Origin of the sequence: Streptomyces lanatus (assembly GCF_014655715.1) — a bacterium.
Lineage (GTDB): Bacteria > Actinomycetota > Actinomycetes > Streptomycetales > Streptomycetaceae > Streptomyces > Streptomyces lanatus.
The window spans coordinates 174388-199725 of the sequence record NZ_BNBM01000019.1 but is presented as its reverse complement, the minus strand read 5'-3'; the positions used below and the strand labels follow the sequence as shown (position 1 = coordinate 199725).

The following is a 25338-nucleotide window of genomic DNA, read 5'->3' as shown; positions in this document are numbered from 1 at the left end:
CTGATCGGACGGGTGCCCGCAGGCTCGGCGTGTGGCGGGAGCTGGTCGGACGGGTGCTCGATGGCTGGTGGGTGGCGAGGGCTGGTCGGAAGGTGCCCGCAGGCCCGGCAGGTAGCGGGCGCCGACGGGCACAGCCGTCCGCAGGTGCGGCCTGTAGCGGGTGCCGACCGGGCACGGCCGTCCGCAGGTCCGGCGCGTAGCGGGTGCCGACCGGTACGGCCGTCCGCGGGCCCGGCAGGTAGCGGGCACCGACCGGTATAGCCGTCCGCAGGCCCGGCGTACAGCGGGCGCCGACGGGCACAGCCGTCCGCAGGTCCGGCAGGTAGCGGGCACCGACCGGTACAGCCGTCCGTAGGCCCGGCGTACAGCGGGCGCCGACCGGCACAGCCGTCCGCAGTCCGGTAGGTAGCGGGCGCCGACCGGCACAGCCGTCCGCAGGCCCGGCGTGCAGCGGGCGCCGACGGGCACAGCCGTCCGCAGGTCCGGCGCGTAGCGGGCGCCGACCGGCACAGCCGTCCGCAGGCCCGGCGTGCAGCGGGCGCCGACGGGCACAGCTCCTCCCAGCCCGCGGCACCCCGCCCAAGGCCTGTTTTCGGACACGGGGCGTGTGTCGAGGGCTGCTCGTGCAGGGTTTCTTGGTGTGGGCACGTGGCTCAGCTCCACACCCCACCCTCCCCCTCGGTGTCCGGCCCCGCCAGTTACGCCCTTGCCGCACCCTTTGCCCCTGTGCAGAACGTCAAAGTTCCACCCCTGGTTTTGTACACATACGGCTCATGACGGGGGCCCTGTAAGGAGCGATAGCCTTAGTGGCGTGATCAGCGCGATAGCTCGCGGGGGCATCGTTGCCCCTGCCCTGCGCCCGGGGACCACGGACTACATCCGTGGCCGGGCGGCGGTCGCTGGTCTTCGTGGGCGGGGAGGGGCCGGACGTGCTCCCGGGAGGGTGTGCGCACCCTGGGCCCGAGCGTCGCAGAGAGCAGCGTCACATCCCGTGGGCAGCTCAAGATTGGCTCATATAACCCCGCTCATCCCACCTCGCGGCATAGCGTCGAAGCAGACCGGACACCCCGCGTCGCGGCGTTACGCCGGAGGGGAAGACACCGTACTTCCTTCAACGTCACGCAACGGCGCGCGACAGGAGCCAGAGGACAATGCAGACCAAGCTGGACGAAGCCAAGGCCGAGTTGCTCGACAGGGCCGCCCGGGTAGCTGAGAACAGCCCGGTCGGGGGGCACCTACCGACCGGGACCACGGACGAGAGCAGCCCCGGCACCCCGGACCACGACACCGTGCTCTCGTTCCTCCAGCGCTACTACCTGCACACCGCCCCGGAGGACCTCGGCGACCGCGATCCGGTCGACATCTTCGGAGCCGCTTTCTCCCACTACCGGCTGGCCGAGAACCGCCCTCAGGGCACGGCCAACGTGCGGGTGCACACGCCCACCGTGGAGGAGAACGGCTGGACGTGCAGCCACTCCGTCGTCGAGGTCGTCACCGACGACATGCCCTTCCTCGTCGACTCGGTGACCAATGAGCTGACCCGGCAGGGGCGCGGCATCCACGTCGTCATCCACCCCCAGGTCGTCGTCCGCCGCGACGTCACCGGCAAGCTCATCGAGGTGCTCCCCGAGCCGCCCGCCGCCGGGGACCAGCCGCACGACACCCACATCGAGTCCTGGATCCATGTCGAGTTCGACCGTGAGACCGACCGCGGCGACCTGAAGCAGATCACCGCCGACCTGCTGCGTGTCCTGTCCGACGTCCGTGAGGCCGTCGAGGACTGGAGCAAGATGCGGGACCTGGCCATGCGGATGGCCGACGAGCTGCCGCGGGAGCCGCATTCCGATCTGCGCGACATGGAGTTCGAGGAGGCCCGCGAGCTGCTGCGCTGGCTGGCCGACGATCACTTCACCTTCCTCGGCTTCCGTGAGTACGAGCTGCGGGAGGACGACTCGCTGGCCGCCGTGCCCGGGACCGGGCTCGGCATCCTGCGGTCCGATCCGCATCACTCCGAGACCGACAGCCACCCCGTCAGCCCCTCCTTCGAGCGGCTGCCCGCCGACGCCCGTGCCAAGGCGCGTGAGCACAAGCTCCTCATCCTCACCAAGGCCAACAGCCGGGCGACCGTGCACCGGCCGTCGTATCTCGACTACGTCGGGGTGAAGAAGTTCGACGAGAACGGCGAGGTCGTCGGGGAGCGGCGGTTCCTCGGGCTGTTCTCCTCCGCCGCCTACACCGAGTCCGTCCGCCGGGTGCCCGTCATCCGGCGCAAGGTGGACGAGGTGCTGGAGGTCTCCGGCTTCTCGCCCAACAGCCACGACGGGCGCGATCTGCTGCAGATCCTGGAGACGTACCCGCGCGACGAGCTCTTCCAGACGCCGGTCGCCGAGCTGCAGCAGATCGCCACATCGGTTCTGTATCTGCAGGAACGTCGCAGGCTGCGGCTCTATCTGCGCCAGGACGAGTACGGGCGCTACTACTCCGCCCTCGTCTACCTCCCGCGCGACCGCTACACCACCGGCGTACGGCTGCGGATCATCGACATCCTGAAGGAGGAGCTCGACGGCATCAGCGTCGACTTCACCGCCTGGAACACCGAGTCGATCCTGTCCCGGCTGCACTTCGTCGTCCGGGTCCCGCAGGGCACCGAGCTGCCGCAGCTCAGCGACAGCGACAAGGACCGGATCGAGGCGCGGCTGGTCGAGGCCGCCCGGTCCTGGGCCGACGGTTTCGCCGACGCCCTCAACGCCGAGCTCGGCGAGGAGCACGCCGCCGAACTGCTGCGCCGCTACGGCAACGCCTTCCCCGAGGGCTACAAGGCCGACCACACCCCGCGCTCCGCGGTCGCCGACCTCGTCCACATCGAGCAGCTCACCGAGGACGACAACTTCTCGCTGAGCCTGTACGAGCCGGTCGGCGCCGCGCCCGAGGAGCGCCGTTTCAAGATCTACCGCAAGGGTGCGGCCGTATCCCTGTCCGCCGTCCTGCCCGTCCTCAGCCGCCTCGGCGTCGAGGTCGTGGACGAGCGGCCGTACGAACTGCGCTGCTCCGACCGCAGTGTCGCCTGGATCTACGACTTCGGTCTGCGCATGCCCAAGGCGGCGGGCGCCGACTATCTCGGCGACGACGCGCGTGAGCGGTTCTCGGAGGCGTTCGCCGCCACCTGGACCGGCAAGGCGGAGAACGACGGCTTCAACGCCCTCGTGCTGGGCGCCGGGCTCACCTGGCGGCAGGCGATGGTGCTGCGGGCGTACGCGAAGTACCTGCGCCAGGCCGGCTCCACCTTCAGCCAGGACTACATGGAGGACACCCTCCGTAACAACGTCCACACCACCCGGCTGCTCGTCTCGCTCTTCGAGGCGCGGATGTCGCCCGACCGGCAGCGTGCCGGACACGAGATCGTGGACGCGTTGTTCGAAGAGGTCGACGCGGCGCTCGACCAGGTCGCGAGCCTGGATGAGGACCGGATCCTGCGGTCCTTCCTCACCGTGATCAAGGCGACGCTGCGGACCAATTTCTTCCAGGAGGCCGCGGGCGGTCACCCGCACGACTACGTCTCCATGAAGTTCGACCCGCAGGCCATCCCCGACCTGCCCGCGCCCCGCCCCGCGTTCGAGATCTGGGTCTACTCGCCCCGCGTCGAGGGCGTCCACCTGCGCTTCGGCAAGGTCGCGCGCGGTGGTCTGCGCTGGTCCGACCGGCGTGAGGACTTCCGTACCGAGATCCTCGGCCTGGTCAAGGCGCAGATGGTGAAGAACACCGTCATCGTGCCGGTCGGCGCCAAGGGCGGCTTCGTCGCCAAGCAGCTGCCCGACCCGAGCGTGGACCGGGACGCATGGCTCGCGGAGGGCATCAGGAGCTACAAGACCTTCATCTCGGCGCTGCTCGACATCACCGACAACATGGTGGCCGGCGATGTCGTGCCGCCCGCCGACGTCGTACGGCACGACGAGGACGACACCTACCTCGTCGTCGCCGCCGACAAGGGCACCGCGACCTTCTCCGACATCGCCAACGGGGTCGCCGAGCAGTACAACTTCTGGCTCGGTGACGCCTTCGCCTCCGGCGGCTCGGCCGGTTACGACCACAAGGGCATGGGCATCACCGCCCGCGGCGCCTGGGAGTCCGTCAAGCGGCACTTCCGTGAGCTGGGCGTGGACACGCAGAGCGAGGACTTCACGGTCGTCGGCATCGGCGACATGTCCGGTGACGTGTTCGGCAACGGCATGCTGCTCAGCGAGCACATCCGCCTGGTCGCCGCCTTCGACCACCGGCACATCTTCATCGACCCGAACCCCGACGCGGCCACCTCCTACGCCGAGCGCCGCCGCGTCTTCGAGCTGCCCCGCTCCAGCTGGGCGGACTACGACACCGAGCTGATCTCGGCCGGTGGCGGTGTCTTCCCGCGCAGCGCCAAGGCCATCCCGGTCAACGCGCACATCCGCGAGGCTCTCGGCATCGAGGGCAAGGTCACCAAGATGACCCCGGCCGACCTGATGAAGGCCATCCTCCAGTCGCCGGTGGACCTGCTGTGGAACGGCGGCATCGGTACGTATGTGAAGGCCTCCACCGAGTCCAACGCCGACGTCGGCGACAAGGCCAACGACGCCATCCGCGTCGACGGCGCCGACCTGCGGGTCAAGGTCGTCGGCGAGGGCGGCAACCTCGGGCTGACCCAGCTGGGCCGGATCGAGTTCGCGCGGCACGGCGGCAAGATCAACACCGATGCCATCGACAACAGCGCGGGCGTGGACACCTCCGACCACGAGGTGAACATCAAGATCCTGCTCAACGGGCTGGTCGCCGAGGGCGACATGACCGTCAAGCAGCGCAACAAGCTGCTCGCCGAGATGACCGACGAGGTCGGCCGGCTCGTCCTGCGCAACAACTACGCGCAGAACACGGCGATCGCCAACGCCCTCGCCCAGTCCAGCGCCATGCTCCACGCCCAGCAGCGCTTCATGAAGCACATGGTCAGGGAGGGGCACCTGGACCGTGCCCTGGAGTTCCTGCCCACCGACCGCCAGATCCGCGAACGCCTCGGCGCCGACCACGGCCTCACCGGCCCGGAGACGGCCGTCCTCATGGCGTACACGAAGATCACGGTCGCCGAGGAGCTGCTGCACACCACGCTGCCGGACGACCCGTATCTGAGCACCCTGCTGCACGCGTACTTCCCGACCAAGCTGCGCGAGCAGTTCCCGGAGTTCCTCGTCAGCCACCCGCTGCGCCGTGAGATCACCACGACCGTGCTGGTCAACGACACGGTCAACACGGGCGGTACGACGTATCTGCACCGGCTGCGCGAGGAGACCGGTGCCTCCCTCGAGGAGATCGTCAGGGCGCAGACCGTGGCCCGCGCGATCTTCCGCTCGGCGGAGGTGTGGGACGCGGTCGAGGCGCTCGACAACCGGGTCGAGGCCGCCGTACAGACCCGGATCCGGCTGCACTCGCGCCGCCTCGTCGAGCGCGGCACGCGCTGGCTGCTCAACAACCGGCAGCAGCCGCTCCAGCTCGCCGAGACGGTCGACTTCTTCGCCGACCGGGTCGAGCAGGTGTGGTCGGAGCTGCCGAAGCTGCTGCGCGGCGCGGACCTGGACTGGTACCAGCAGATCCACGACGAGCTGACCGCGGCCGGTGTCCCCGTCGAACTCGCCACGCGGGTCGCCGGGTTCTCCTCCGCCTTCCCGACGCTCGACATCGTCTCGGTGGCCGACCGCATGGGCAAGGACCCGATGGACGTCGCCGAGGTCTACTACGACCTCGCCGACCGGCTGCACATCACCCAGCTGATGGACCGCATCATCGAGCTGCCGCGCTCCGACCGCTGGCAGTCCATGGCCCGCGCCTCCATCCGCGAGGACCTCTACGCCGCCCACGCGGCCCTGACCTCGGACGTCCTGGCCGCCGGCAACGGCACCGCGACGCCCGAGCAGCGCTTCACCGTGTGGGAGAAGAAGAACGGTGCGATCCTCGGCCGGGCGCGCACGACCCTGGAGGAGATCCGCGGGTCGGACGCCTTCGACCTGGCCAACCTGTCGGTGGCGATGCGCACGATGCGGACGCTGCTGCGGACGCACACGTAAGCGGTCGTACATGCGTGAGGGCGCCCCGGGCTGTGACAGCCCGGGGCGCCCTCATGTGTGGCTACGACTTCGGCTTCTCGCCCGTGAACGCCTCGTACTCCTTCAGTACGTCGTCCGTCGGGCCGTCCATGCGCAGCTCGCCGCGCTCCAGCCACAGGACGCGTTCGCAGGTGTCGCGGATCGACTTGTTGTTGTGGCTGACCAGGAACACCGTGCCGGCGTGCTTGCGCAGCTCGCGGATGCGGGCCTCCGAGCGCTTCTGGAAGGAGCGGTCGCCCGTCGCCAGCGCCTCGTCGATGAGCAGCACGTCGTGGTCCTTGGCGGCGGCGATGGAGAAGCGCAGGCGGGCCGCCATGCCGGAGGAGTAGGTGCGCATGGGCAGGGTGATGAAGTCGCCCTTCTCGTTGATCCCGGAGAACTCGACGATCTCCTGGTAGCGCTCCTTGACCTGCTCACGGGACATGCCCATGGCGAGGCCGCCGAGGTAGACGTTGCGCTCGCCGGTGAGGTCGTTCATCAGGGCCGCGTTGACGCCGAGGAGGGAGGGCTGGCCGTCGGTGTAGATATGGCCGTTCTCCACCGGGAGCAGGCCCGCGACCGCCTTGAGCAGGGTCGACTTCCCGGAGCCGTTGGTGCCGATGAGGCCGATGGCCTCGCCCCGGTACGCCATGAAGGAGACCTTCTTGACGGCGTGCACCTTGCGCACGCCGGCCGCCTGCTCGCTCTTCCTGCGGCGCACGATGCGGTTGAGGGCGGCGGTGGCGGAGCCCCGGCCGGCGCCGGTGCCGTTGACCCGGTAGACGATGTCGACGGCGTCGGCGATGACGGTGGGGATGTCGGTGTTCACAGGTTCAGCCACGGCCGTACGTCTCCTCAGCTTTCCAGAAGTAGATGAAGCCGCCGACGCCGGCGAGCAGCGCCCAGCCCGTGGCGATGGCCCACACATGCGGCGGGAGCTGGTTCGCGTGGAAGCTGTCCATGAGCGCGAAGCGCATCAGGTCGATGTAGATGGCGCCGGGGTTGCACTGGAGGGCCGTGCTCACCCAGGACGGCATGTCCTTGTGCTTGGCCATCATCGCCGTGATGCTGAACATCACGCCCGACGCGTACATCCACGTACGCAGCACGAACGGCATCAGCTGGGCGATGTCCGGCGTCTTCGCGCCCATCCGCGCCATGACCATCGCGACGCCCGCGTTAAAGGTGAACTGCAGGAACAGCGCCGGGAGCACCAGCACCCACGACGCGGTGATCGGGATGCCGAAGCAGAGCAGGATGACGAACAGGGCGGCCATCGAGAACAGCAGCTGCTGGAGCTGCTGCAGGGCGAAGGAGATCGGCAGCGCGGCCCGCGGGAAGTGCAGGGCGCGGACCAGGCCGAGGTTGCCTGAGATCGCGCGGGTGCCCGCCATGATCGAGCTCTGTGTGAACGTCCACACGAACACGCCCGTCACCAGGAACGGGATGTAGTCCGGGATGCCGCGGCTGGTGCCCAGCAGCTTGCCGAAGATGAAGTAGTAGACCGCCGCGTTCAGCAACGGCGTCAGCACCTGCCACACCTGGCCGAGCTTCGCCTGGCTGTACTGGGCGGTGAGCTTGGCGGTGGCGAACGCGCCGATGAAGTGACGGCGCGCCACGAGCTGGCGGACGTACTCGGGCAGGGAGGGGCGGGCACCGCTGACCGAGAGCCCGTGCCGGGCGGCGAGCGCCGCGAGGTCGTGGGCCTCGGCCGGGGCGGGGGCCGTCGGGGGCGGTGTGTGGAGGGCCTGGGTCACATCCGCTGCTTTCGCTCGGGGGTGAGGGGGGCTGCGGTGAAGGTGGGGCGCGGTTCGGCGGTTTCTCACGCTTCTCTTCACGGTTTCTTACGTCGGGACGGGACCGTATCGTCGCAACGTGAGCGTAGGTCGAATCGACGTCGGAACGCAACCGTTTCGTCGTCACGCCCCTATGCTGGTCCGCATGACGACGAACGCCGACCAGTCCCAGACGCGTCCGCGCCGCCGGACCCCGGCGGGGGCGGCCGTGCTCCGCGAGGACGTGACGGAGGCCATCCGGGCGGCCGTCTTCGAGGAACTGGCGGCGGTCGGCTACGCGCGCATGTCGATCGAGGGCATCGCGCGCCGGGCGGGCGTCGGCAAGACCGCGGTGTACCGGCGCTGGCGCTCCAAGCTGCACCTCGTGCTCGACGTCGTCTCGGCGGTCGCGGTCATGGGACTGCCCACGCCGGACACCGGCTCGCTGGAGGGCGACCTGCGGATGCTGTACGAGGTCACCTCGCGCGCCCTGCGGCACCCCGTCGTCTCGCAGATCATCCCCGACCTGCAGGCCGAGGCGGCGCGCAATCCCGAGATCGCCGAGGCCCTGCAGAAGGCGCTGGAGCAGGGGCAGGCGGGCGTCGCCGGCAAGATCCTGGCCGGGGCGGAGCAGCGCGGTGAGCTGCGCGCGGGCGTCGACGGCGAACTGGCGGTCGACCTGATTTCCGGGCCCCTGTACTGGCGGATGGTGGTGGCCCGCACCAGAAAGCTCCCCAAGGGCTATCTGGACGCCCTGGCCCGGACCACCACCCAGGCGCTCAAGGCGCTGTGAGCAAGGGCGGAACCGCTGTGAGAGTCGTGATCGCCGAGGACAACGCCCTGCTGCGCGAGGGCCTCGTCCTCCTGCTGACGTCGGCCGGGCACGAGGTCGTGGCCGTCGCCGGTACCGGCCCCGAGATCCTGCCCGCGCTCCTCGAGCACCGCCCCGACGCGGCCGTGCTCGATGTGCGGATGCCGCCGGACTTCCGCGACGAAGGGCTGCGCGCCGCACTCGCCGCCCGCAAGGAGCTGCCCGGCCTGCCGGTGCTCGTCCTCTCCCAGTACGTCGAGGAGTCCTACGCCGCCGAACTTCTCGCCGGCGGCGCGAGCGGCCTCGGCTATCTGCTGAAGGACCGGGTCGGCCGGGTGGACGAGTTCCTCGACGCCCTGGAGCGGGTGGCGGCCGGCGGTACCGCGCTCGACCCCGAGGTCGTCACCGAACTCCTCACCCGCCGCCCCGACTCCCCTCTCGACTCGCTCACCCCCCGCGAGCGCGAGGTCCTGTCCCTGATGGCCGAGGGCCACGACAACGCGACCATCGCCAAGACCCTCGTCGTCACCGAACGCGCCGTCCACAAACACATCGGCAACGTCTTCCTCAAGCTGGGCCTGCCGCAGAGCGACAGCGGGCATCGGAGGGTGCTGGCGGTGCTGACGTATCTGAACAACGCGTAGGCGACCCGCCAAGGCGCCGGACGAGCTCCGCCAAGTCCCGCTCCCGCAGCACCCGTTCACCGAAACCCGGCAGCGGCACATCCAGCGCCGCCCGCCATCGCCGTGGCACGGCGTCGATGCCGTACACCGCCCCGGCCAGCCCGCCGGTCACGGCCGCGACCGTGTCGGTGTCGCCGCCGAGGTCGATCGCGGCGCGTACGGCGTCCTCGTAGGAGGAGGTGCTGCGCAGGGCCCAGACGGCGGAGCCGAGGCAGGGCCAGACGGCGCCGTTGAACTCAGTGGCCAGGCCGGGATGCCAGTCGGGGGCGAGGACGGCGGCGTACCGCTCCCGATGGTCGGGTGGACGGCGTCGAGGGTGTCGGGGAGGGCGGCCAGCGGGTCTTCGCCGGTCAGGGACACGCGGACCAGCTCGTGGAAGACGGCGGTGCCCTCCCAGGCCGCCCGGTCCCCGTGGGTGAGGGCGGCCAGTCGGCGGGCGGCGTCCATGGTGGCCTCGCGGCCCTGGCGGGCGAAGCGCACGGCGGAGGTGGCGGCTCGCATCAACGCCCCGTTCCCCGCAGCCCGTTGGCTCACCTGGAAGTGCAGTGCCGCGGCCAGGTCCCACGGGTCGCCGCTGCTCAGTACTGCTTCCGTCTGGAGGCCGATGTCCTTCGGGTCGGCGGCGGCCCAGCGGCGGAACCGCCGGAAGACGTCGGGGAGTTCGAGCCCGCCGCACTCCAGCAGCGACTCCCCGACGAGTACGGCCATCTGCGTGTCGTCGGTCGCCTCACCCGGCTCCCAGCCCCCGCCCCCGCACATCTCCCCGCCCTGCCCCGGCTCCGGGAAACGGGCCGAGAAGGCGCCCGCGGGGCCGAACTCGAAGGGCGCGCCCAGCGCGTCACCGACGGCTGATCCGATGACGGTGCCGAGGGCGCGGTCGAGGGGGAGGGGGCACACGGCCCCGCCCGGCCCCGTCATCCCCGCGCCGCCCCCGGATGCACCCGCACCCACCCCTCCCAGGCCGAAGCGATCATGTCCCGGACGTCATGCTTGGCCTTCCAGCCCAGCTCGGTCGCGATGCGGTCGGCGGAGGCGACGACGCGGGCCGGGTCGCCGGGGCGGCGCGGGGTGACGGTCGGGGGGCGGTCGTAGCCGGTGACGGCGTTGATCTGGTCGATCATGTCGCGGACCGAGACGCCCTCGCCGCGGCCGATGTTGAGGGTGAGGTCGTGGCCCGGCGAGGACTGGAGCGCGCGGGCGGCGGCCACATGGGCCTCGGCCAGGTCGACCACGTGGATGTAGTCGCGGATGCAGGTGCCGTCGGGGGTGGGGTAGTCGTCGCCGAAGATGCGCGGCGGCGCGTTATCCGTCAGCTTCTCGAACACCATCGGGATCAGATTGAAGACGCCGACGTCGGCGAGTTCGGGGGTGGCCGCGCCCGCCACGTTGAAGTAGCGCAGGCATGCCGTGGACAGGCCCGTCGCCCGGCCCGTCGCCCGGACCAGCCACTCGCCGGCCAGCTTGGTCTCGCCGTACGGCGACATCGGCACGCACGGCGTCTCCTCCGTCACCAGGGCGTCGTCCCGCGCGAGGTCCGGCATGCCGTACACCGCCGCCGAGGACGAGAAGACGAAGGACCGCGCCTGAGCCGCCGTCACGGCCTCCAGGAGCACACGCAGACCCTCGACGTTCTCCCGGTAGTAGTGCAGGGGCAGGTCGACCGACTCGCCGACCTGCTTCTTCGCCGCCAGGTGGACCACGCCGGTCACCTCGTGGTCCGCGAGGGCGCGGGCGACGCGCTCGCCGTCCAGGGTCGAGCCCACGACCAGCGGAACGCCGTCGGGCACGCGCTCGGCGATGCCGGTGGACAGGTCGTCGTAGACCACGGCCCGCTCACCCGCCTCGGTCATCGCCCGTACGACATGCGCTCCGATGTAGCCGGCGCCGCCGGTGATCAGCCAGGTCATGTGCGGCCGTCCCCCTCGTCTGTGAGCCCGTGGTCGGCATCGGTGACAAGTGAAGCAGGTGGCGCAGACAATTCGGGGGCGGTACGCCGTCAATAAGCAGTATTCATCGGCTAATAGCACAAAATCGTACCTGTGGTGAACGGGGACCGGGAGTGGACGAGGCGCGGCGTCGTCGCCGTGTGCGTGCCAGTCGCCGTCATGCTCGGGCTCGGGCTGTGGGGGCTCGACCGGGACGGCATATGGCGGGACGAGGGGGTGACGTTCCAGGTCGCGAGGCGGTCGGTGCCGGAGATCTGGCTGGGGCTGGGGGCGCGTCCGCTCGCGTCGGTCGCCCTGCCGCTGATGGCGGTGCCGCCGGGGCTCCTCATCGCCGTGTCGCAGATGCGGCCCATGTATGACGACCGGTATGTGATGTACGCCCTCGCGGGGGCACCGCTGCTCGCGGCGGCGGGCGCGGACAGGGTGGCCGGCCTGCGGCCCTCCCTGTCTCCTCTGATCCCGCTCGCCCTGGCCCTCGCCTTCCTCCACCACCTCCCCCTCCACCGCCAGGACCGCTCCCCGACCCGCCGCCCCGACAACCTCGCCGCCACCTCCGCCTTCGCCGCCCGGCATCTGCGCCCCGGTGACCCGGTGCTCTACCTGCCGTCCATCGGGCGGGCGTATCCGGAGGGGTTCCGGCGGGCGTGGGACATCGCGCTGGGGCAGCTCGGGCCCGGTTCGGGGACGTTGTACGGCCGTGAGGTCGGGGCCGCGGAACTGCGGCGCAGGCTGACTCGGTCGACCGGCTGTGGGTCGTCGCCGAGCCGTACGCGTTGGACTCGCCCTGGTATCCGCGCAACCCCACCGAGCGTCTCAAGGTCGACGTCGTCGGCGAGGAGTTCAGGCCGCTGCCCTCCCAGCAGCCCGAGGGCCCGCTACGGCTCTACGTCCGCCGCGCGGCCGCCCCGGTCCCGCCTCCTGCCTCTACGACTCCTCCAGTGCCGCGGCGTCCAGAGCCAGGGTGAGCTGGTCCAGGCGTGCCCGCAGCTCGCGGATCTCGTCGACGTCGAAGCCCGTCGCCGTGGCGATGCGGCGCGGCACCTGGAGGGCGCGCTCGCGCAGCGCGGTGCCCTCGTCGGTGAGCCGTACCTCCACCGAGCGCTCGTCGCGGGTGCTGCGCTCCCGGCGCACCAGACCGGCCGCCTCCAGCCGCTTGAGCAGCGGGGACAGCGTGCCGGAGTCGAGGCGCAGATGTTCGCCGAGCTTCTTCACGGGCAGGTCGCCGTGTTCCCACAGCACCAGCATCACCAGGTACTGCGGATAGGTGAGCCCCAGGTCCTTCAGGACCACGCGGTAGACGCCGCCGAAGGCACGGGAGGCGGCGTTCAGGGAGAAGCAGATCTGCTGGTCGAGGCGGAGCCAGTCGGCCGTGGGCGTGGTCGTCATGGTTCCAGGGTAACTCGTGTCCATCATTTAGTTGTGTGCAATTGAATTGTGTGCTCTACTTGTGGTCGTCCGGAGGCCGCCAACAGAGCCGCCGGACCATGATTCGAGAGGGATGGTTCCCATGGACGCGCTCTACACCGCTGTCGCCACCGCCACCCACGGCCGTGACGGTCGCGCCGTCTCCAACGACGGCAGGATCGACCTCAAGCTGGCCCCGCCGGTGGAGCTGGGCGGCAACGGGGAGGGCACGAACCCGGAGCAGCTGTTCGCCGCCGGGTACGCCGCCTGCTTCGGCAGCGCCCTCGGGCTCGTCGGCCGCCAGGCCAAGGTCGACGTCACCGACGCCGCCGTCACCGCCGAGGTCGGCATAGGCAAGCAGGGCGAGGGCTTCGGCCTGAAGGTCACGCTGCGCGTGGAGCTGCCCGACACCGTGGACCAGGAGACCGGCCGCAAGCTGGTCGAGCAGGCCCACCAGGTCTGCCCCTACTCCAACGCCACCCGCGGCAACATCGACGTCGACCTCGTCATCGAGTAGTCACGTCCGTACCGCCGATCCGCGCCAGCACTTCCCCCGTCTCCCGGCTCCACGCCACCACCACCGCCTCGTCCGGCACCCGCTTCCACCGCGTCAGCAGCAGCCAGCGCGCGTGATAGCGCAGGGCGACGGTGGTGCGCTCGGCCCGGGTCGAGGCGGGGGAGAGGTAGGCGCGGACATCCGCGAGCCGGCGCTCCCGCTCCCGTTCGTCCAGGGACGGGTCGGGCCAGATCGGCGCGGCCAGGTTCGGCCCGTACCCGGCGATGGACCGGGGCGCGTAGTGCCCGTCGGAGATCACCACCTCGCCCTTGCCGACATGCCGCGCCACCCAGGCGTACGACGGCCAGCGCGACGGCTGTTCCAGCCCGAAGGGATCGAGCGCCCGCGGCAGCACCGCCCCGCCCTGCACGGTCAGGAACCCGGCACAGGCCCCGGCCACCGCGGCCCCGCCCAGCATCCGCCGGGCCCTGTCCCACGGCCGGGGCGCCGCCAGCTCCACCGCCAGCGCGAACTGGAGCGGCACCAGCGTGAGCCCGAGGATCCTGCCGTACGTGTAATGGCCGCTGACCCAGCCGTAGGCGATGAGCAGGCAGTCGAGCGTGAAGAGCAGCACCAGAGGGTCTCGCCGGGATCGGCGCCGCCACAGCGCCGGCAGCCCGAGCAGCGCCAGCCAGAACTGGCCGAGGAGATCCTCGTACAGCCGCCGGTGCATCCAGTCCACGCTGTGGTCCCCGGCCAGCGCGAACACATCGAAGTACGGCCATGACCAGGCGAGCAGCACCGCCGTGCCCGCCATCACCCCCCACCGCGCGACCACCGCCGCACCCCACCCCCGCTGCCACCCCACGACGAACGCCACCGCCCCCAGCACCGCGGCCGCCGCCGTGATCGGATGGATCAGCAGGATCAGCCCGTACAGCGCGCCCAGCCCCGCATACCCGGCGAACCCCGGCAGCCCGCTGGGCCCGACGTACCGCACCAGCCGCTGCCCCCGGGCCCGTGCCCCCGTCCACGCCCAGGCCCAGAAGGTGAGCCCGATCGCGAACGCCGACGGGTAGCCGAGGTTCCCCGTCATCGACATCAGGCTGAGATACCCGCTCCACCAGGCCCGCTCGGTCCCCCACAGCAGCGTCATCGCCGCCAGCGCCAGGACCGGCGCCCACGGCCTCGGGGTCAGCGCCCGCACGAAGCGGCCGATGCCCGTCAGCAGCACGGCCAGATTCAGCACCCCGGCCAGCCGCACCACCTCCCAGCCGCCCAGCCCGGTCAGCCGGGCGAACGCGCCCTGTGCGACGGCGTACGGCGAGTAGTACGGGCTGCCCGCGCCCGGCAGGTCCGCCATCGGATGGCGCGGATGGAGCAGATCCGCCCGCAGCCGCTCCACGACCGCCGCGTGCTGCCCCGCGTCGCAGCACAGCGGCACCGCCCAGTACGCCAGCAGCATCACCAGGAAGAACAGGAAGCCGAAGACCTGGTACGGCGTCGGATGCGGGCCGCGACCGCCGCGCAGGGCGCTCGCGCCGCGCACCGCCCTCCGGGCGAGGGTGCCTACGACCGCCGTTCTTACGTCTGGGTTCGCGTTGGTCCGGGGCATTTGCCGTATGTTCCCGATGTTCCCCATCGGGTCAACGGCGCAGCCTTACGTCATCACATCGAGTGAGCTTCTCGGGCGGCTGGGCTCCGGCATCCGCTCACCCAGCATCAGCGTCCGCACGACCCGCTCGGCGGCCCGCCCGTCGTCGAACTCGCAGAACCGCTCCCGGAAACCCGCCCGCAGCCGCGCCGACTCCCCGTCCTGCCAGGTCCCGGACGTCAGTAGCCACGCCAACTCCCGGTAGGAGCGCGACACATGACCCGGCGCGTCGGCCGTGATGTCGAAATAGGCGCCCCGGCTCGCCGTGTACGCCCCCCAGTCATCGGCGTGGATCACGATCGGCCGGTCCAGATTGGCGTAGTCGAACATCAGGGCGGAGTAATCGGTGACCAGGGCATCGGCGGCGAGCAGCACATCCTCCACCCGAGGTTCGTCCGTCGCGTCGACCAGCACGCCCCGCCGGTGCAGCTCGGCCAGGCCGTTCAGCCCGCGTGCGGTGCCCTTCGCCAGGGACGGGTGCAGCCGTACGACGAGGGTGTGGCCGTCGCCGAGGTCCCGGGCGAACCTCGCCAGGTCGATCCGGTCGACATGGCCGCCCCGGTGGTACTCGCGGCGGGTCGGCGCGTACAGCACGACGGTGTGACCGGCGGGCACGCCGAGCCGGGCGCGGGCCGCCTCGGTGGCCTCCGGACCGGCGGTGACCAGCACGTCGTTGCGCGGGCTGCCCGTCCGCGCCGACGCGAAATGGCACGGGTACGCCCGCTCCCACACCAGCTCCGAATGCCGGTTGGCCACCAGGCTGTGGTCCCAGCGGTCCGCCCGCCACAGCATCTTCGGCACATCGACGCCGTGCCGGGCACCGGGCTTGGTCAGCAGGTCGGCCGCCATGTACTTCAGCGGGGTGCCCTGATGGGTCTGGATATGGACGCTGCCGGGGCGCTTGGCCAGGGTGCCGGGCCAGTTGACGTTGTTCACCCAGTACGTGGCCCGCGCCATGACCTCGTGATAGCGCCGCGAGCCGGGCGTCACGAAGTCGATCCCGGGCGGCAGCGAGTCCACCTCCTCCTCGCCGACCACCCACACGCCCTTGAGCTGCGGGGCGATCTCACGGGCCTTGGCGTGGATCGCCGCCGGATCGCTCAGCACCCCGCGATGCGAGAACGCCGAGTACACGGCCAGCTGCGGATCGAGCGGAAGTCTGGACTGGGCTCCGTACCAAGCCCGTTGGGCCCGCTGCGACACCACCCGCGTGACCCGCCTCTTTCCGCCCCCCGCCACCCGGCGCACCTCACGCAGCCCGCGCGCCAGGGCGTACGACGCGTAGGGCGCCGTCGCCAGCAGCCGCATCTCCTTGCCGCGCCACCCGTCCGGCGGGGTGAAGCCCTCGGGGAGGTACCGGGTGTGGAAGGAACGGATCTCGCGGTAGAAGTCCGGTCGGTCTGCGGGCGTCACCCGGTCCTCGCGGGCCAGCACGAACAGCATGTGGTCCAGGGCCCGTTCGAACAGCAGCGGGCGCGCCCACTCCAGGTCGGGGCGCCCTTCGAGGAACGTGAACAGCCCCTCGTACTGCGGAAAGATGTCGAAGTGCCGCCGCCCCGGTGTCTTCGTGATCGCGCCCTGTCTGCGCTGCCGGTACTCGACCCCGATCCGCTCCAGGCATGCGATCCGGTCGGCCAGCACCATCGCCCGGTAGGTGACGGGCGCGTCCTCGTACAGGCCCGGCGCGTAGCGCAGCTCGTGCTTCAGGAAGAAGTCCCGCCGGTACGCCTTGTTCCAGGCGACCAGGAACAGCTGCAGATACTCGGGGCTCCGACGGACGTCGAAGGTGCCGGCCGCCGTCAGGAGCTCCGCCGCCGTACTGCGGCCGCCCCGCCCCCACCAATGGGTGCGCACATGGTCGAAGACCAGGATGTCGGGGTCGTCCGTCGCCGCCAGCCGGGCGGCCACCGCCTCCAGCAGGCCCGGTGTGTAGTGGTCGTCGCTGTCGAGGAACAGGACGTAGTCGCCGCTCGCCTCCTCCAGACCGGCGTTGCGGGCCCGGCCCAGACCGACGTTCTCCGGCAGGTGCAGCACCCGCACGCGTGCGTCGCGCTCGGCATAGCCGTCCAGGATGGCCGGGCAGCCGTCGGGGGAGCGGTCGTCGACGGCGATCACCTCGAAGTCGGTGTACGACTGCCCGAGCACCGAGTCCAGGCACTCCCGCAGGAAGCCCTGCACCTTGAAGACGGGGACGATGATGCTGAAGCGGGGCACGTCAGTTCCTCACGAGGGTCGTCGCGGCGGGGGCGGGGATGCGCTCGGCGAGCGGGATCACCGGCGGAATCCGCTCGGGCGGCTCGCCCAGCAGCACCCGGCGCACGACGCGCTCGGCGGCCCGCCCGTCGTCGAACTGGCAGAACCGCTCCCGGAAGGCACCCCGCAGCGCCCGCGCCTCCTCGTCCGCGTACGAGCCGTCACGGAAGACGCCCGCCAGCTCGCCCGGCGTCCGCGCCACCCGCCCCGGCGGGGCCTCCATCAGGTCGAAGTAGACGCCCCGCAGCTCCCGGTACACGTCCCAGTCGTCGGCGTACACGACGATCGGCCGGTCCAGATTGGCGTAGTCGAACATGATCGACGAGTAGTCGGTGATCAGCGCGTCCGCGGCCAGGCACACATCCTCCGAGGAGCGGTGCCCGGTGACGTCGATGATCCGGCCGGAGCCGCGCCGTGAGCCCTCGTCGTAGAAATAGTGGGCCCGCAGCAGCACGACGTACTCGTCGCCGATGTCCTCGCACAGCGCCCGCAGATCGAGGCCCGGTTCGAAGCCGGTGGCGTGGTCGCGGTGCGTGGGCGCGTACAGCAGGGCCTTCTTGCCCTCGGGGATGCCGAGTTCATGACGCACACGGGTGACGTCGGCCGCGGTCGCCGTGCAGTAGACGTCGTTGCGCGGATAGCCGTATTCGAGGGTCTCGTGCGCCGCGGGGAAGGCGCTCTCCCACATCTCGGTGGAGTGCCGGTTGGAGGTGAGGTTGTAGTCCCAGCGGTCCACGCGGGCCAGCAGTCTGGCGAAGCTGCCGGTCGCGGCGGCCACCACGGGGTACGTCGCCTGATCGGCGCCCATCTTCTTCAGCGGAGTGCCGTGCTGGGTCGACAGATGGACGCTTCCCTCGCGCTTGACCACGGCGTCGGCGAAATTGGCGTTGTTGATCAGGTACTTGGCGCGGGCGAGCACATCCCAGTACTCCCGGCTGCCGATCACCGCGTACTCCACGTCCTTCGGCACGGTGTGTTCCTGGTCCGCCTCGACCAGGAACACCGAGCGGATGTGCGGGGCGAGTTCGCGGGCCTTGGCGTGGATCGCGGCCGGGTTGCAGACATAGCCGCGGCCCCAGTACGCGCAGTACACGGCGAGGTTCGGATCCAGGCGGCGCCGCAGCTGAAGCCGGTACCGCAGCCGGGTGCGCAGCCCGCGCGGACGCGGCACACCCGAAGCCGCCCTTGCCGCCGCCTGGTTGACGCCGCGCAGCGCCCGGAACGCCGCGTACGCCCCGCCCGCCAGCAGCCGGTGCTGCACCCCCGGGCTGCCGCCCGGCACCCGGAACCCGGCCGGCCGGTACCGCCGGTACAGCCCGCTCGCCCGGCGGAAGAAGGCCCGGCGCCGGCGCGGCAGCCGCCGTGGATGGGCGGCCGTCTTCAGTACGGCGGCGAAGAGCTGCTCGAACAGCGCCGCGAACCGCTCCTGGGACAGCCCCTGCCCGGTGGCCCGCTCCAGCACCCGCTCGACCTGGTCGAGCAGCTCGAAGTGATGCTCACCGGGCAGCCCCAGCCGGTCGCCCTGCCGCCGCAGCAGATGCCGTACGACGACCTGCCGCAGCACCGCCACCCGCTCCGTGCTCAGCGCGACCGCCGCGCCGAAGCCGACGTCGGTGAAGTGGCCGGCGGGGAAGGTGAGCCGGTGCTCGGTGAGGAAGGTGCGGCGGTAGGCCGCGCTCCAGGCCGGGAGCCGGACCCCGGTGAGGTCCGGTGCCTGCTCGGGGAAGAACACCCCGTCCGGCGTGCCCGCGAGCACGATCGCGGCCGGATTGGTCGGCTCGCCCACCCACCACGGCGTCCGCTCGTGCTCGAAGTACAGCACGTCCACGTCACCGGTCTCGCCCAGCCGTGCGTCCAGCGCCGCCAGGGCGCCCGGCACCAGCATGTCGTCGCCGTCCAGGAACAGCACCCGCTCCCCGAGCGCCGCCCGCAGCCCGGCGTTGCGCGCCCCCGCCACCCCGTCCGCCGGCGGCGAGTGCACCGGCACCACCCGGAAGTCCCGCTCGGCGTACCGGCCGGCGACATCGGCCGCCGGTGACCGGGGCCCATCACAGACCGGGATCAGCTCGAAGTCGCCGAAGGACTGGGCGAGGACCGAGTCCAGCGCTCGGGACAGCCGGCCGGCGACCCCATGGGAGGGAACGATGATGCTGAAGCGGGGCATACTGCGTCTTTCTGTGCTCGGAACGCCGTCAACGGATGCGGGGTACTGTCAACGCTCTTCCGCGCCGCCCGGTGACGGAACGGGGTGGCGTTTGTCGAGCGGCACGACCGACGGCACGCCCACATCGCCGAACACCACCCGCCGCACCACCCGCTCCGCCGCCCGCCCGTCGTCGTACGCGCAGAACCGCTCCCGAAAGGCCGCCCGCCGCTGCGCCGAACGCGACCCCCGCCAATGCCCCGTCGCGAAGATGTCGACCAGCTCGTCCTCCCCGCGCGACACCGCACCCGGCGGAAAGGACCGCAGGTCGAAGTACGTACCCCGGGCCGCCTCGTACGCCTCCCAGTCATCGGCGTGGATCACGATCGGCCGGTTCAGATTGGCGAAGTCGAACATGATCGACGAGAAGTCGGTGACCAGGACGTCCGAGGCCAGGCACAGCGACTCGACGCTCGGGTGGTGGGAGACGTCGATCACCCTGCCGCCGCTCTGGGCCAGCGGGCCGCCGTGGCGGGGGTGGGCGCGGGTCAGGATGATGTGGCCCGGGCCCAGGCGGCTCCCCACGCGGTGCGGGTCGAGCGGGGCGCGCTGGGTGCGGCGGTAGTCGCGGTGGGTGGGGGCGTAAAGGATCACGACCGCGCCCTCGGGGATACCGAGCTGCTCGCGGATCCGGGTCACGTCAGCCGAAGTGGCCTGCTGGAAGACGTCGTTGCGCGGGCTGCCGTACTCCAGGGTCGTGTACGCGCCCGGGTACACGCGCTCCCAGGTCAGGGTGGAGTGCCGGTTCGCGGACAGGACGTAGTCCCACCGGTCGACGTCGTCCACATCGATGTCCTGCGCGGCCGCGGGGCGTTCACGCAGGTCGAGGCCCATGTGCTTGAGCGGGGTGCCCTGCCGGGTCTGGACGACGACCTGGCCGCGCCGCTTGACCAGACGGCGGTCGAGCCCGGCGTTGTGCACGAGGTACTTGGAGCGGGCGAGGGCCGTCCAGTAGGCGGCGGTGCCGGGGCGCACACGGCGGGTGCCGTCGGGGACTTCGGCGTCGGTGATCCAGGCCGTGCGGATGTGACCGGCATGCGTGCGGAACGCCTGCTCCAGGGCGCCCGGCGCACAGCCCTTGCCGCGGACGCCGTGCGCGGCGAAGACGGCCCGGTCGGCACGTACAGGCAGACAGCGCTGGACGCGGTAGTGCAGGCGCAGCGCGGCGGCACGGACGGTCCTGCGCAGACGGCCGGTGAGCTTGGCGGTACGGCGGAGCAGGGCCGCCGTGAGCCGCAGGGCGCGGTAGGTGCGGTGCAGGCCGAGGCGGACCAGCGTGTAGTGGAGGCGGGTGCGCAGCGGGACACGGACGCCGGGGGCGTGGTGGCGGCGGTACTGCGCGCGGGCCCGGCGCAGGAACGCGGTGCGGCTGCGGCGCGGGAGGCGGTCGCGGCGCGCGAACACCACGATCAGATGGTCGACCATCCGACTGAACAACAACGGGCGCCAGCGGGCGAGTTCGGGGCGATGGTCGACGTACGCGAAGACACGGTCGTACTGCTCGAAGATGTCGAAGTGCCGCGGGCTGACCGTGCCGAGGATGCCGCCCCGGCGCCGCTGCCGGTAGTGCACGCACACCCGGTCCAGGGTCGCGATCGACTCCGCCGTCATCAGGATCGGATACGTCCAGGGCGTGTCCTCGTAGTACCCGGCCGGGAAGACGAAGCCCTCCTCCTCGACGAACTCCCGCCGGTACGCCTTGTTCCAGGCCACCATCAGCAGCCGCATCAGCTCCGGCCGGTCCGTGAGGCGGAACGGCGCCGGGCCGTCCTCCCTGAGCCGGGCGGCCGCCTGGTTGCGGACCGTCTCGCCGGTCCAGTGGGCGCGCGCGTAGTCGTAGACCAGGACGTCCGGCTCGCCGGTCTCCTTCAGCCGGTCGGCGATCGCGTGCAGGGTATCCGGGGTGAGGGTGTCGTCGCTGTCGAGGAAGATCAGGTAGTCGCCGGTGGCGTGTGCCATGCCCGCGTTGCGGGCCGGCCCCAGGCCCTGGTTCTCGGTCAGGCGCACCGGGCGCACGCGCGGGTCACGGGCCGCGAACTCCTCGATGATCGCCCCGCACGCGTCCGGCGAGCAGTCGTCGACGGCGATCAGTTCCAGATCGGGATACGACTGTGTGAGCACCGATTCCAGGCACTCGTGCAGGTACGCCTGCACCTTGAACACGGGGACAATGACACTGAACCTGGGCAAGGGACATCCATCGATCGGTGCGGGCGTTCGGCCCGGGAACGGCCGATGGAGTGACTTGGTTACGGGTCCTACGGCATACGGGGGACGGTCCGGTGAACGCCGGAGGACGGGCCGGTGACCGGCCCGCCCCTGGTCAAAGGTGCTGTATCCGCCCCTACTTGACCGCGCCCGCCATCACGCCGGACACGAACTGCCGCTGGAACGCGAAGAACACGACCAGCGGGATCACCATCGAGATGAACGCGCCGGGCGCCAGGATGTCGACGTTGTTGCCGAACTGCCGTACCTGGGTCTGCAACGCGACCGTGATCGGCTGGCTGTCGGCGTCCGTGAAGATCAGCGCGACCAGCATGTCGTTCCACACCCACAGGAACTGGAAGATGCCGAGCGCGGCGATCGCCGGACCGCCCAGCGGCATCACGACACGGAAGAACAGCCGCAGTTCACCCGCGCCGTCCAGCCGCGCCGCCTCCAGCAGTTCCCTCGGGATCTCGGCGAAGAAGTTCCGCAGCAGGAACACCGCGAACGGCAGCCCAAAGCCGACGTGGAAGAGGATCACGCCGGTCAGGGAGCCGAAGATGCCGATGTTGCCGAAGAGTTCGGCGATCGGGATCAGCGCCACCTGCACCGGCACCACCAGCAGACCGACCACGCCCAGGAACCACCAGTCGCGGCCCGGGAACTCCATCCACGCGAACGCGTATCCTGCGAGCGAGCCGATGATGACGACGAGGACCGTCGCCGGGACCGTGATCAGCACGGTGTTGAGGATCGAGTCGGTGATGTCGCTGTTGCCGAGCAGCTTGTCGTAGCTCTCGAAGGTGAGTTGGGACGGCTTGCTGAAGACCTCCCACCAGCCGCTCGCCGTCATCTCCTCCGGCGGTCGCAGCGAGGACAGCAGCAGCCCGATCGTCGGGACCAGCCAGAACAGCCCGACGACGATCAGGAACACCCGCACCAGACCACCGCTGACGAAGGAGGCCAGCCGGGAGCCGAGGGACTCCTTGGTCATCGCCGCACCTCCCGTCGCAGCCTACGGATGTTGAACCACATCACCGGGATCACCAGCAGCAGCAGGAACACCGAGATCGCGCTCGCGATGCCCGGCTGGTCCTCGGAGAAGCCCTTGCGGTACAGCTCAAGGGCGAGGACGTTGGCGTCGTCCTGGGAGGAGCCCGGGGCGATGATGAAGACCAGGTCGAAGATCTTCAGCACATTGATCATCAGGGTGACGGTGACGACCGCGAGGACAGGCGCGAGCAGGGGCACCGTGACCCTTCTGAACACCTGCCACTCATTGGCGCCGTCCACCCGCGCCGCCTCCAGCAGATCACGCGGGATGCCCGCGAGTCCCGCAGCGATCAGCACCATCGCGAAACCGGCCCACATCCAGATGTACGACCCGATGATGGACGGCGTGACGAGCGACGGGCCGAGCCAGTCGAGCCCGTTGTACGGCTCCTTGAAGTTGTCGGCGGGGAGCTTCAGTTGCGCCCCCTCGGCCGCCGCCGGCAGTGTGAAGGTGCCGTCGTCGGCCGCGTTCGTCGAGGCCACGACCTTGCCGTCCTTGACCGCCTCGATCTTCATCCCGGCATAGCCCAGCTCGGCCGCGTCGACGCCGCCGAGCGTGCCGACGCCCTTGCCGCGCGTGAAGTCCTGCCAGGTGGTGCCGGTGATCTTCCCCGGCTCGGCCTTCGCCTGTACGGCCTTGCCCGCGTCGTCCGGCATCTGGTCGGGGGCGACGCCCACCAGGGGCAGGGTGACCGGGGTGCCGGCGCTGACCGTGGCCTTGGTGATGAAACCGCCGCCCGGCGCCGCCTCCAGTGGCGACTCACGGCCCGGGTGGGCCTTCGGGAACGCCGACGCCTGCGCGAAGGTGTCGTGCACACCCACCCACACCGCGTTCGCGAAGCCCTTGTCCGGGTCCTGGTCGTACACCAGCCGGAAGATGATGCCCGCCGCCAGCATCGAGATCGCCATCGGCATGAAGACGACCAGCTTGAACGCCGTGCCCCAGCGGACCCGTTCGGTCAGCACCGCGAAGATCAGACCGAGCGCGGTGGCGACGGTCGGGGCGAACACCACCCAGATGACGTTGTTCTTCAGGGCGGTGCGGATCCCGTCATCCGTGAAGAGGGCCTCGTAGTTGTCGAATCCGGCGAAGCCGTCGCCGGACTGGTCGTAGAAGCTGCGGATCAGTGAATACCCGATCGGGTAGACGACGAGCGCGCCGAGCAGGACGAGCGCGGGGAGGAGGAACAACGCCGCGACGGTCCTGCGGGTGCCGGTGACGCTCTTGCGCGACTTGGGTGCGGCAGGGGGCGCGGTGCCCCCTGCCGCTTCCGCGGACGCCATGGCGTCAGTTTCCGTACGCCGCGGCCGCGTCGGCCTCCAGCGTCCGCTGGGTGCCCGCGATGTCGGACGGGTTCTTCAGGAAGTCCTGCAGTGCCTTCCACTCGCCCTTGCCGGGGGTGCCGCCGAACGCCTGCGGGGCCTGGTCGGACATGTCGAAGCGGAAGTCGTCGCCGGAGTCGATGAGCGCCTTGGCGATCTTCTGCTGCACCGCGTTCGGATAGGCCGAGTTGTCGACGTTCTTGTTCGGCGAGAGATAGCCGCCGAGCTTCGCCTGGATCGTCGCCGCGTCCGGGGAGGCGAGCCAGGTGGCCAGGGCCTGCGCCGCCTTGGAGTCCTGGAGGATGACGGCCGCGTCGCCGCCGGAGACGACGGGCGCGGTGTCACCGACGGTCGGGAACGGGAACACCTTCGCGTCCGTGCCCACCTCGGCCTTCGCCTGCGTGATGTTGACCTGTGCGAAGTCGCCCTCGTAGACCATGGCCGCCTTCGGCTGGTCGCCGCCGGTGAAGGTCTGGGTGACGGAGGCCGGGAAGTCGGTCTGCAGCGCGCCGGTCGCGCCGCCCGCCACATAGTCCTTCTTGCCCCACACCTGGGCGAGCGTGGTGAGCGCGTCCTTGACGGAGGGGTCGGTCCACTTGATCTCATGCTGCGCGAGTTGGTCGTATTTCTCGGGACCCGCCTGGGAGAGATAGATGTTCTCGAACCAGTCGGTGAGGGTCCAGCCCTCGGCACCGCCCACCGAGAACGGTGTGACGCCGGAGTCGTAGACGGTCTGGGCGGTGGTGAGGAGCTCGTCCCAGGTCTTGGGCTCCTTGGCGCCCGCGTTCTCGAAGACCTGGGTGTTGTACCAGATCAGCGACTTGTTGGCGGCCTTGTAGTAGACGCCGTACTGCTTGTTGTCGACCTTGCCGATGTTCTGCCAGCCCTGCGAGTAGTTCTCCTGGAGCTCCTTGATCGCGTCGGCGCCCAGCGGCTTGGCCCACTTCTTCTCGACGGCCTGCTTGATGGCGCCGGGCTGCGGAAGCATCGCGATGTCCGGCGGCTGGCCGCCCGCGACCTTCGAGCCGAGGAAGTTGATGATCGGGTCCTGCGCGGGCACGAAGGTGACCTTTGCGCCGGTGCGCTTCTCGAACTCCGCGAGGACCTTCTTGAAGTTCGCCTGCTCGGCACCGGTCCATACGGCGGCGACCTCCAGGGATTCGCCGTCCAGCTTGGGGAGAGTGACGGTGGCGGCGGTCTCGTCGCCGGAACCACCCTGCTCATTTCCATCGCCGTTGTCGTCGCCGCCACCGCAGGCGGTGAGGGAGAGGGCGAGGGCGCCCGCGAATACGGCTGCCGCGGTCCGCGCGGCCCTGCTCGTCCGGTTCTTGCTGCTCGTGCTGCGCATCACTGCCCCGTTCTTCGTGCCTCGTCGAACGTTCGAGCGCTGTCCCGTGCGATCTGGTCTACGCCCTGCGTTTGGGG

The 25338-nt window shown here is 70.6% G+C and carries 15 protein-coding genes and 1 pseudogene; 4 read left to right on the top strand and 12 right to left on the bottom strand.

What is annotated here, in order from left to right; translation table 11 throughout:
* The first annotated feature begins 1151 nt into the window (after nt 1-1151).
* Complete coding sequence (locus IE325_RS37515; RefSeq protein WP_190074638.1) at nt 1152-6086, top strand: NAD-glutamate dehydrogenase; 4935 nt, start codon at nt 1152-1154, stop codon at nt 6084-6086.
* A gap of 61 nt (nt 6087-6147) precedes the next feature.
* Here IE325_RS37515 and IE325_RS37510 read toward each other — a convergent pair whose 3' ends face one another.
* Nucleotides 6148-6963 (bottom strand): ABC transporter ATP-binding protein, encoded by an 816-nt coding sequence (locus IE325_RS37510; protein ID WP_373315291.1) that lies wholly within the window; start codon nt 6961-6963, stop codon nt 6148-6150.
* Entirely contained in the window at nt 6938-7861 is a 924-nt protein-coding gene (locus IE325_RS37505) for an ABC transporter permease (protein ID WP_190074636.1), read from the bottom strand. Before IE325_RS37505 ends, IE325_RS37510 begins: the two co-directional genes overlap by 26 nt.
* Before the next feature lie 172 nt (nt 7862-8033).
* Between IE325_RS37505 and IE325_RS37500 the strand changes: the two genes are divergently transcribed.
* Complete coding sequence (locus tag IE325_RS37500) at nt 8034-8672, top strand: TetR/AcrR family transcriptional regulator (protein WP_190074635.1); 639 nt, start codon at nt 8034-8036, stop codon at nt 8670-8672.
* A gap of 17 nt (nt 8673-8689) precedes the next feature.
* Nucleotides 8690-9334: a response regulator transcription factor gene (locus IE325_RS37495; protein ID WP_190074634.1), complete on the top strand. Its 645-nt coding sequence runs from the start codon at nt 8690-8692 to the stop codon at nt 9332-9334.
* Here the strand turns inward: IE325_RS37495 and IE325_RS37490 are convergent.
* The 3 genes and pseudogenes from IE325_RS37490 to IE325_RS37480 form a co-directional block, all read right to left on the bottom strand.
* Nucleotides 9258-10291 (bottom strand): annotated as a pseudogene (locus IE325_RS37490) (ADP-ribosylglycohydrolase family protein). The gene IE325_RS37495 and the pseudogene IE325_RS37490 overlap by 77 nt on opposite strands.
* Nucleotides 10288-11280: a UDP-glucose 4-epimerase GalE gene (gene galE, locus IE325_RS37485; protein ID WP_190074633.1), complete on the bottom strand. Its 993-nt coding sequence runs from the start codon at nt 11278-11280 to the stop codon at nt 10288-10290. The pseudogene IE325_RS37490 and the gene galE overlap by 4 nt, the downstream one beginning before the upstream one ends.
* Nucleotides 11281-12243: 963 nt before the next feature.
* A complete protein-coding gene (locus IE325_RS37480) occupies nt 12244-12705 on the bottom strand; it encodes a MarR family winged helix-turn-helix transcriptional regulator (RefSeq protein ID WP_190074632.1) in 462 nt (153 codons plus the stop codon).
* A gap of 121 nt (nt 12706-12826) precedes the next feature.
* On the opposite strand from IE325_RS37480, the gene IE325_RS37475 reads away from it, so the two are divergent.
* Nucleotides 12827-13240 (top strand): organic hydroperoxide resistance protein, encoded by a 414-nt coding sequence (locus IE325_RS37475; protein WP_190074631.1) that lies wholly within the window; start codon nt 12827-12829, stop codon nt 13238-13240.
* Here IE325_RS37475 and IE325_RS37470 read toward each other — a convergent pair.
* From IE325_RS37470 to IE325_RS37440, 7 genes are all read right to left on the bottom strand, one after another.
* Nucleotides 13230-14834, bottom strand: a complete 1605-nt coding sequence (locus tag IE325_RS37470; RefSeq protein ID WP_190074630.1) for a hypothetical protein — start codon at nt 14832-14834, stop codon at nt 13230-13232. The genes IE325_RS37475 and IE325_RS37470 overlap by 11 nt on opposite strands.
* A 45-nt stretch (nt 14835-14879) precedes the next feature.
* Nucleotides 14880-17087, bottom strand: a complete 2208-nt coding sequence (locus IE325_RS37465; protein WP_190074629.1) for a bifunctional glycosyltransferase/CDP-glycerol:glycerophosphate glycerophosphotransferase — start codon at nt 17085-17087, stop codon at nt 14880-14882.
* A gap of 1 nt (nt 17088) precedes the next feature.
* Entirely contained in the window at nt 17089-19290 is a 2202-nt protein-coding gene (locus tag IE325_RS37460; RefSeq protein WP_190074628.1) for a CDP-glycerol glycerophosphotransferase family protein, read from the bottom strand.
* A 48-nt stretch (nt 19291-19338) separates the two neighbouring features.
* Nucleotides 19339-21519 carry a bifunctional glycosyltransferase/CDP-glycerol:glycerophosphate glycerophosphotransferase gene (locus IE325_RS37455; RefSeq protein ID WP_190074627.1) on the bottom strand — a complete coding sequence of 727 codons (2181 nt, stop codon included), beginning with the start codon at nt 21517-21519 and terminating at the stop codon, nt 19339-19341.
* A 154-nt stretch (nt 21520-21673) separates the two neighbouring features.
* On the bottom strand, nt 21674-22531 hold the full coding sequence (locus tag IE325_RS37450) for a carbohydrate ABC transporter permease (protein ID WP_190074626.1): 858 nt from the start codon (nt 22529-22531) through the stop codon (nt 21674-21676).
* The gene (locus IE325_RS37445; protein ID WP_190074625.1) at nt 22528-23874 is read right to left on the bottom strand and encodes a carbohydrate ABC transporter permease; all 1347 of its coding nucleotides are present in this window, start codon (nt 23872-23874) and stop codon (nt 22528-22530) included. Before IE325_RS37445 ends, IE325_RS37450 begins: the two co-directional genes overlap by 4 nt.
* Before the next feature lie 4 nt (nt 23875-23878).
* Nucleotides 23879-25261 (bottom strand): ABC transporter substrate-binding protein, encoded by a 1383-nt coding sequence (locus IE325_RS37440; protein ID WP_190074624.1) that lies wholly within the window; start codon nt 25259-25261, stop codon nt 23879-23881.
* Nucleotides 25262-25338: the final 77 nt, after the last annotated feature.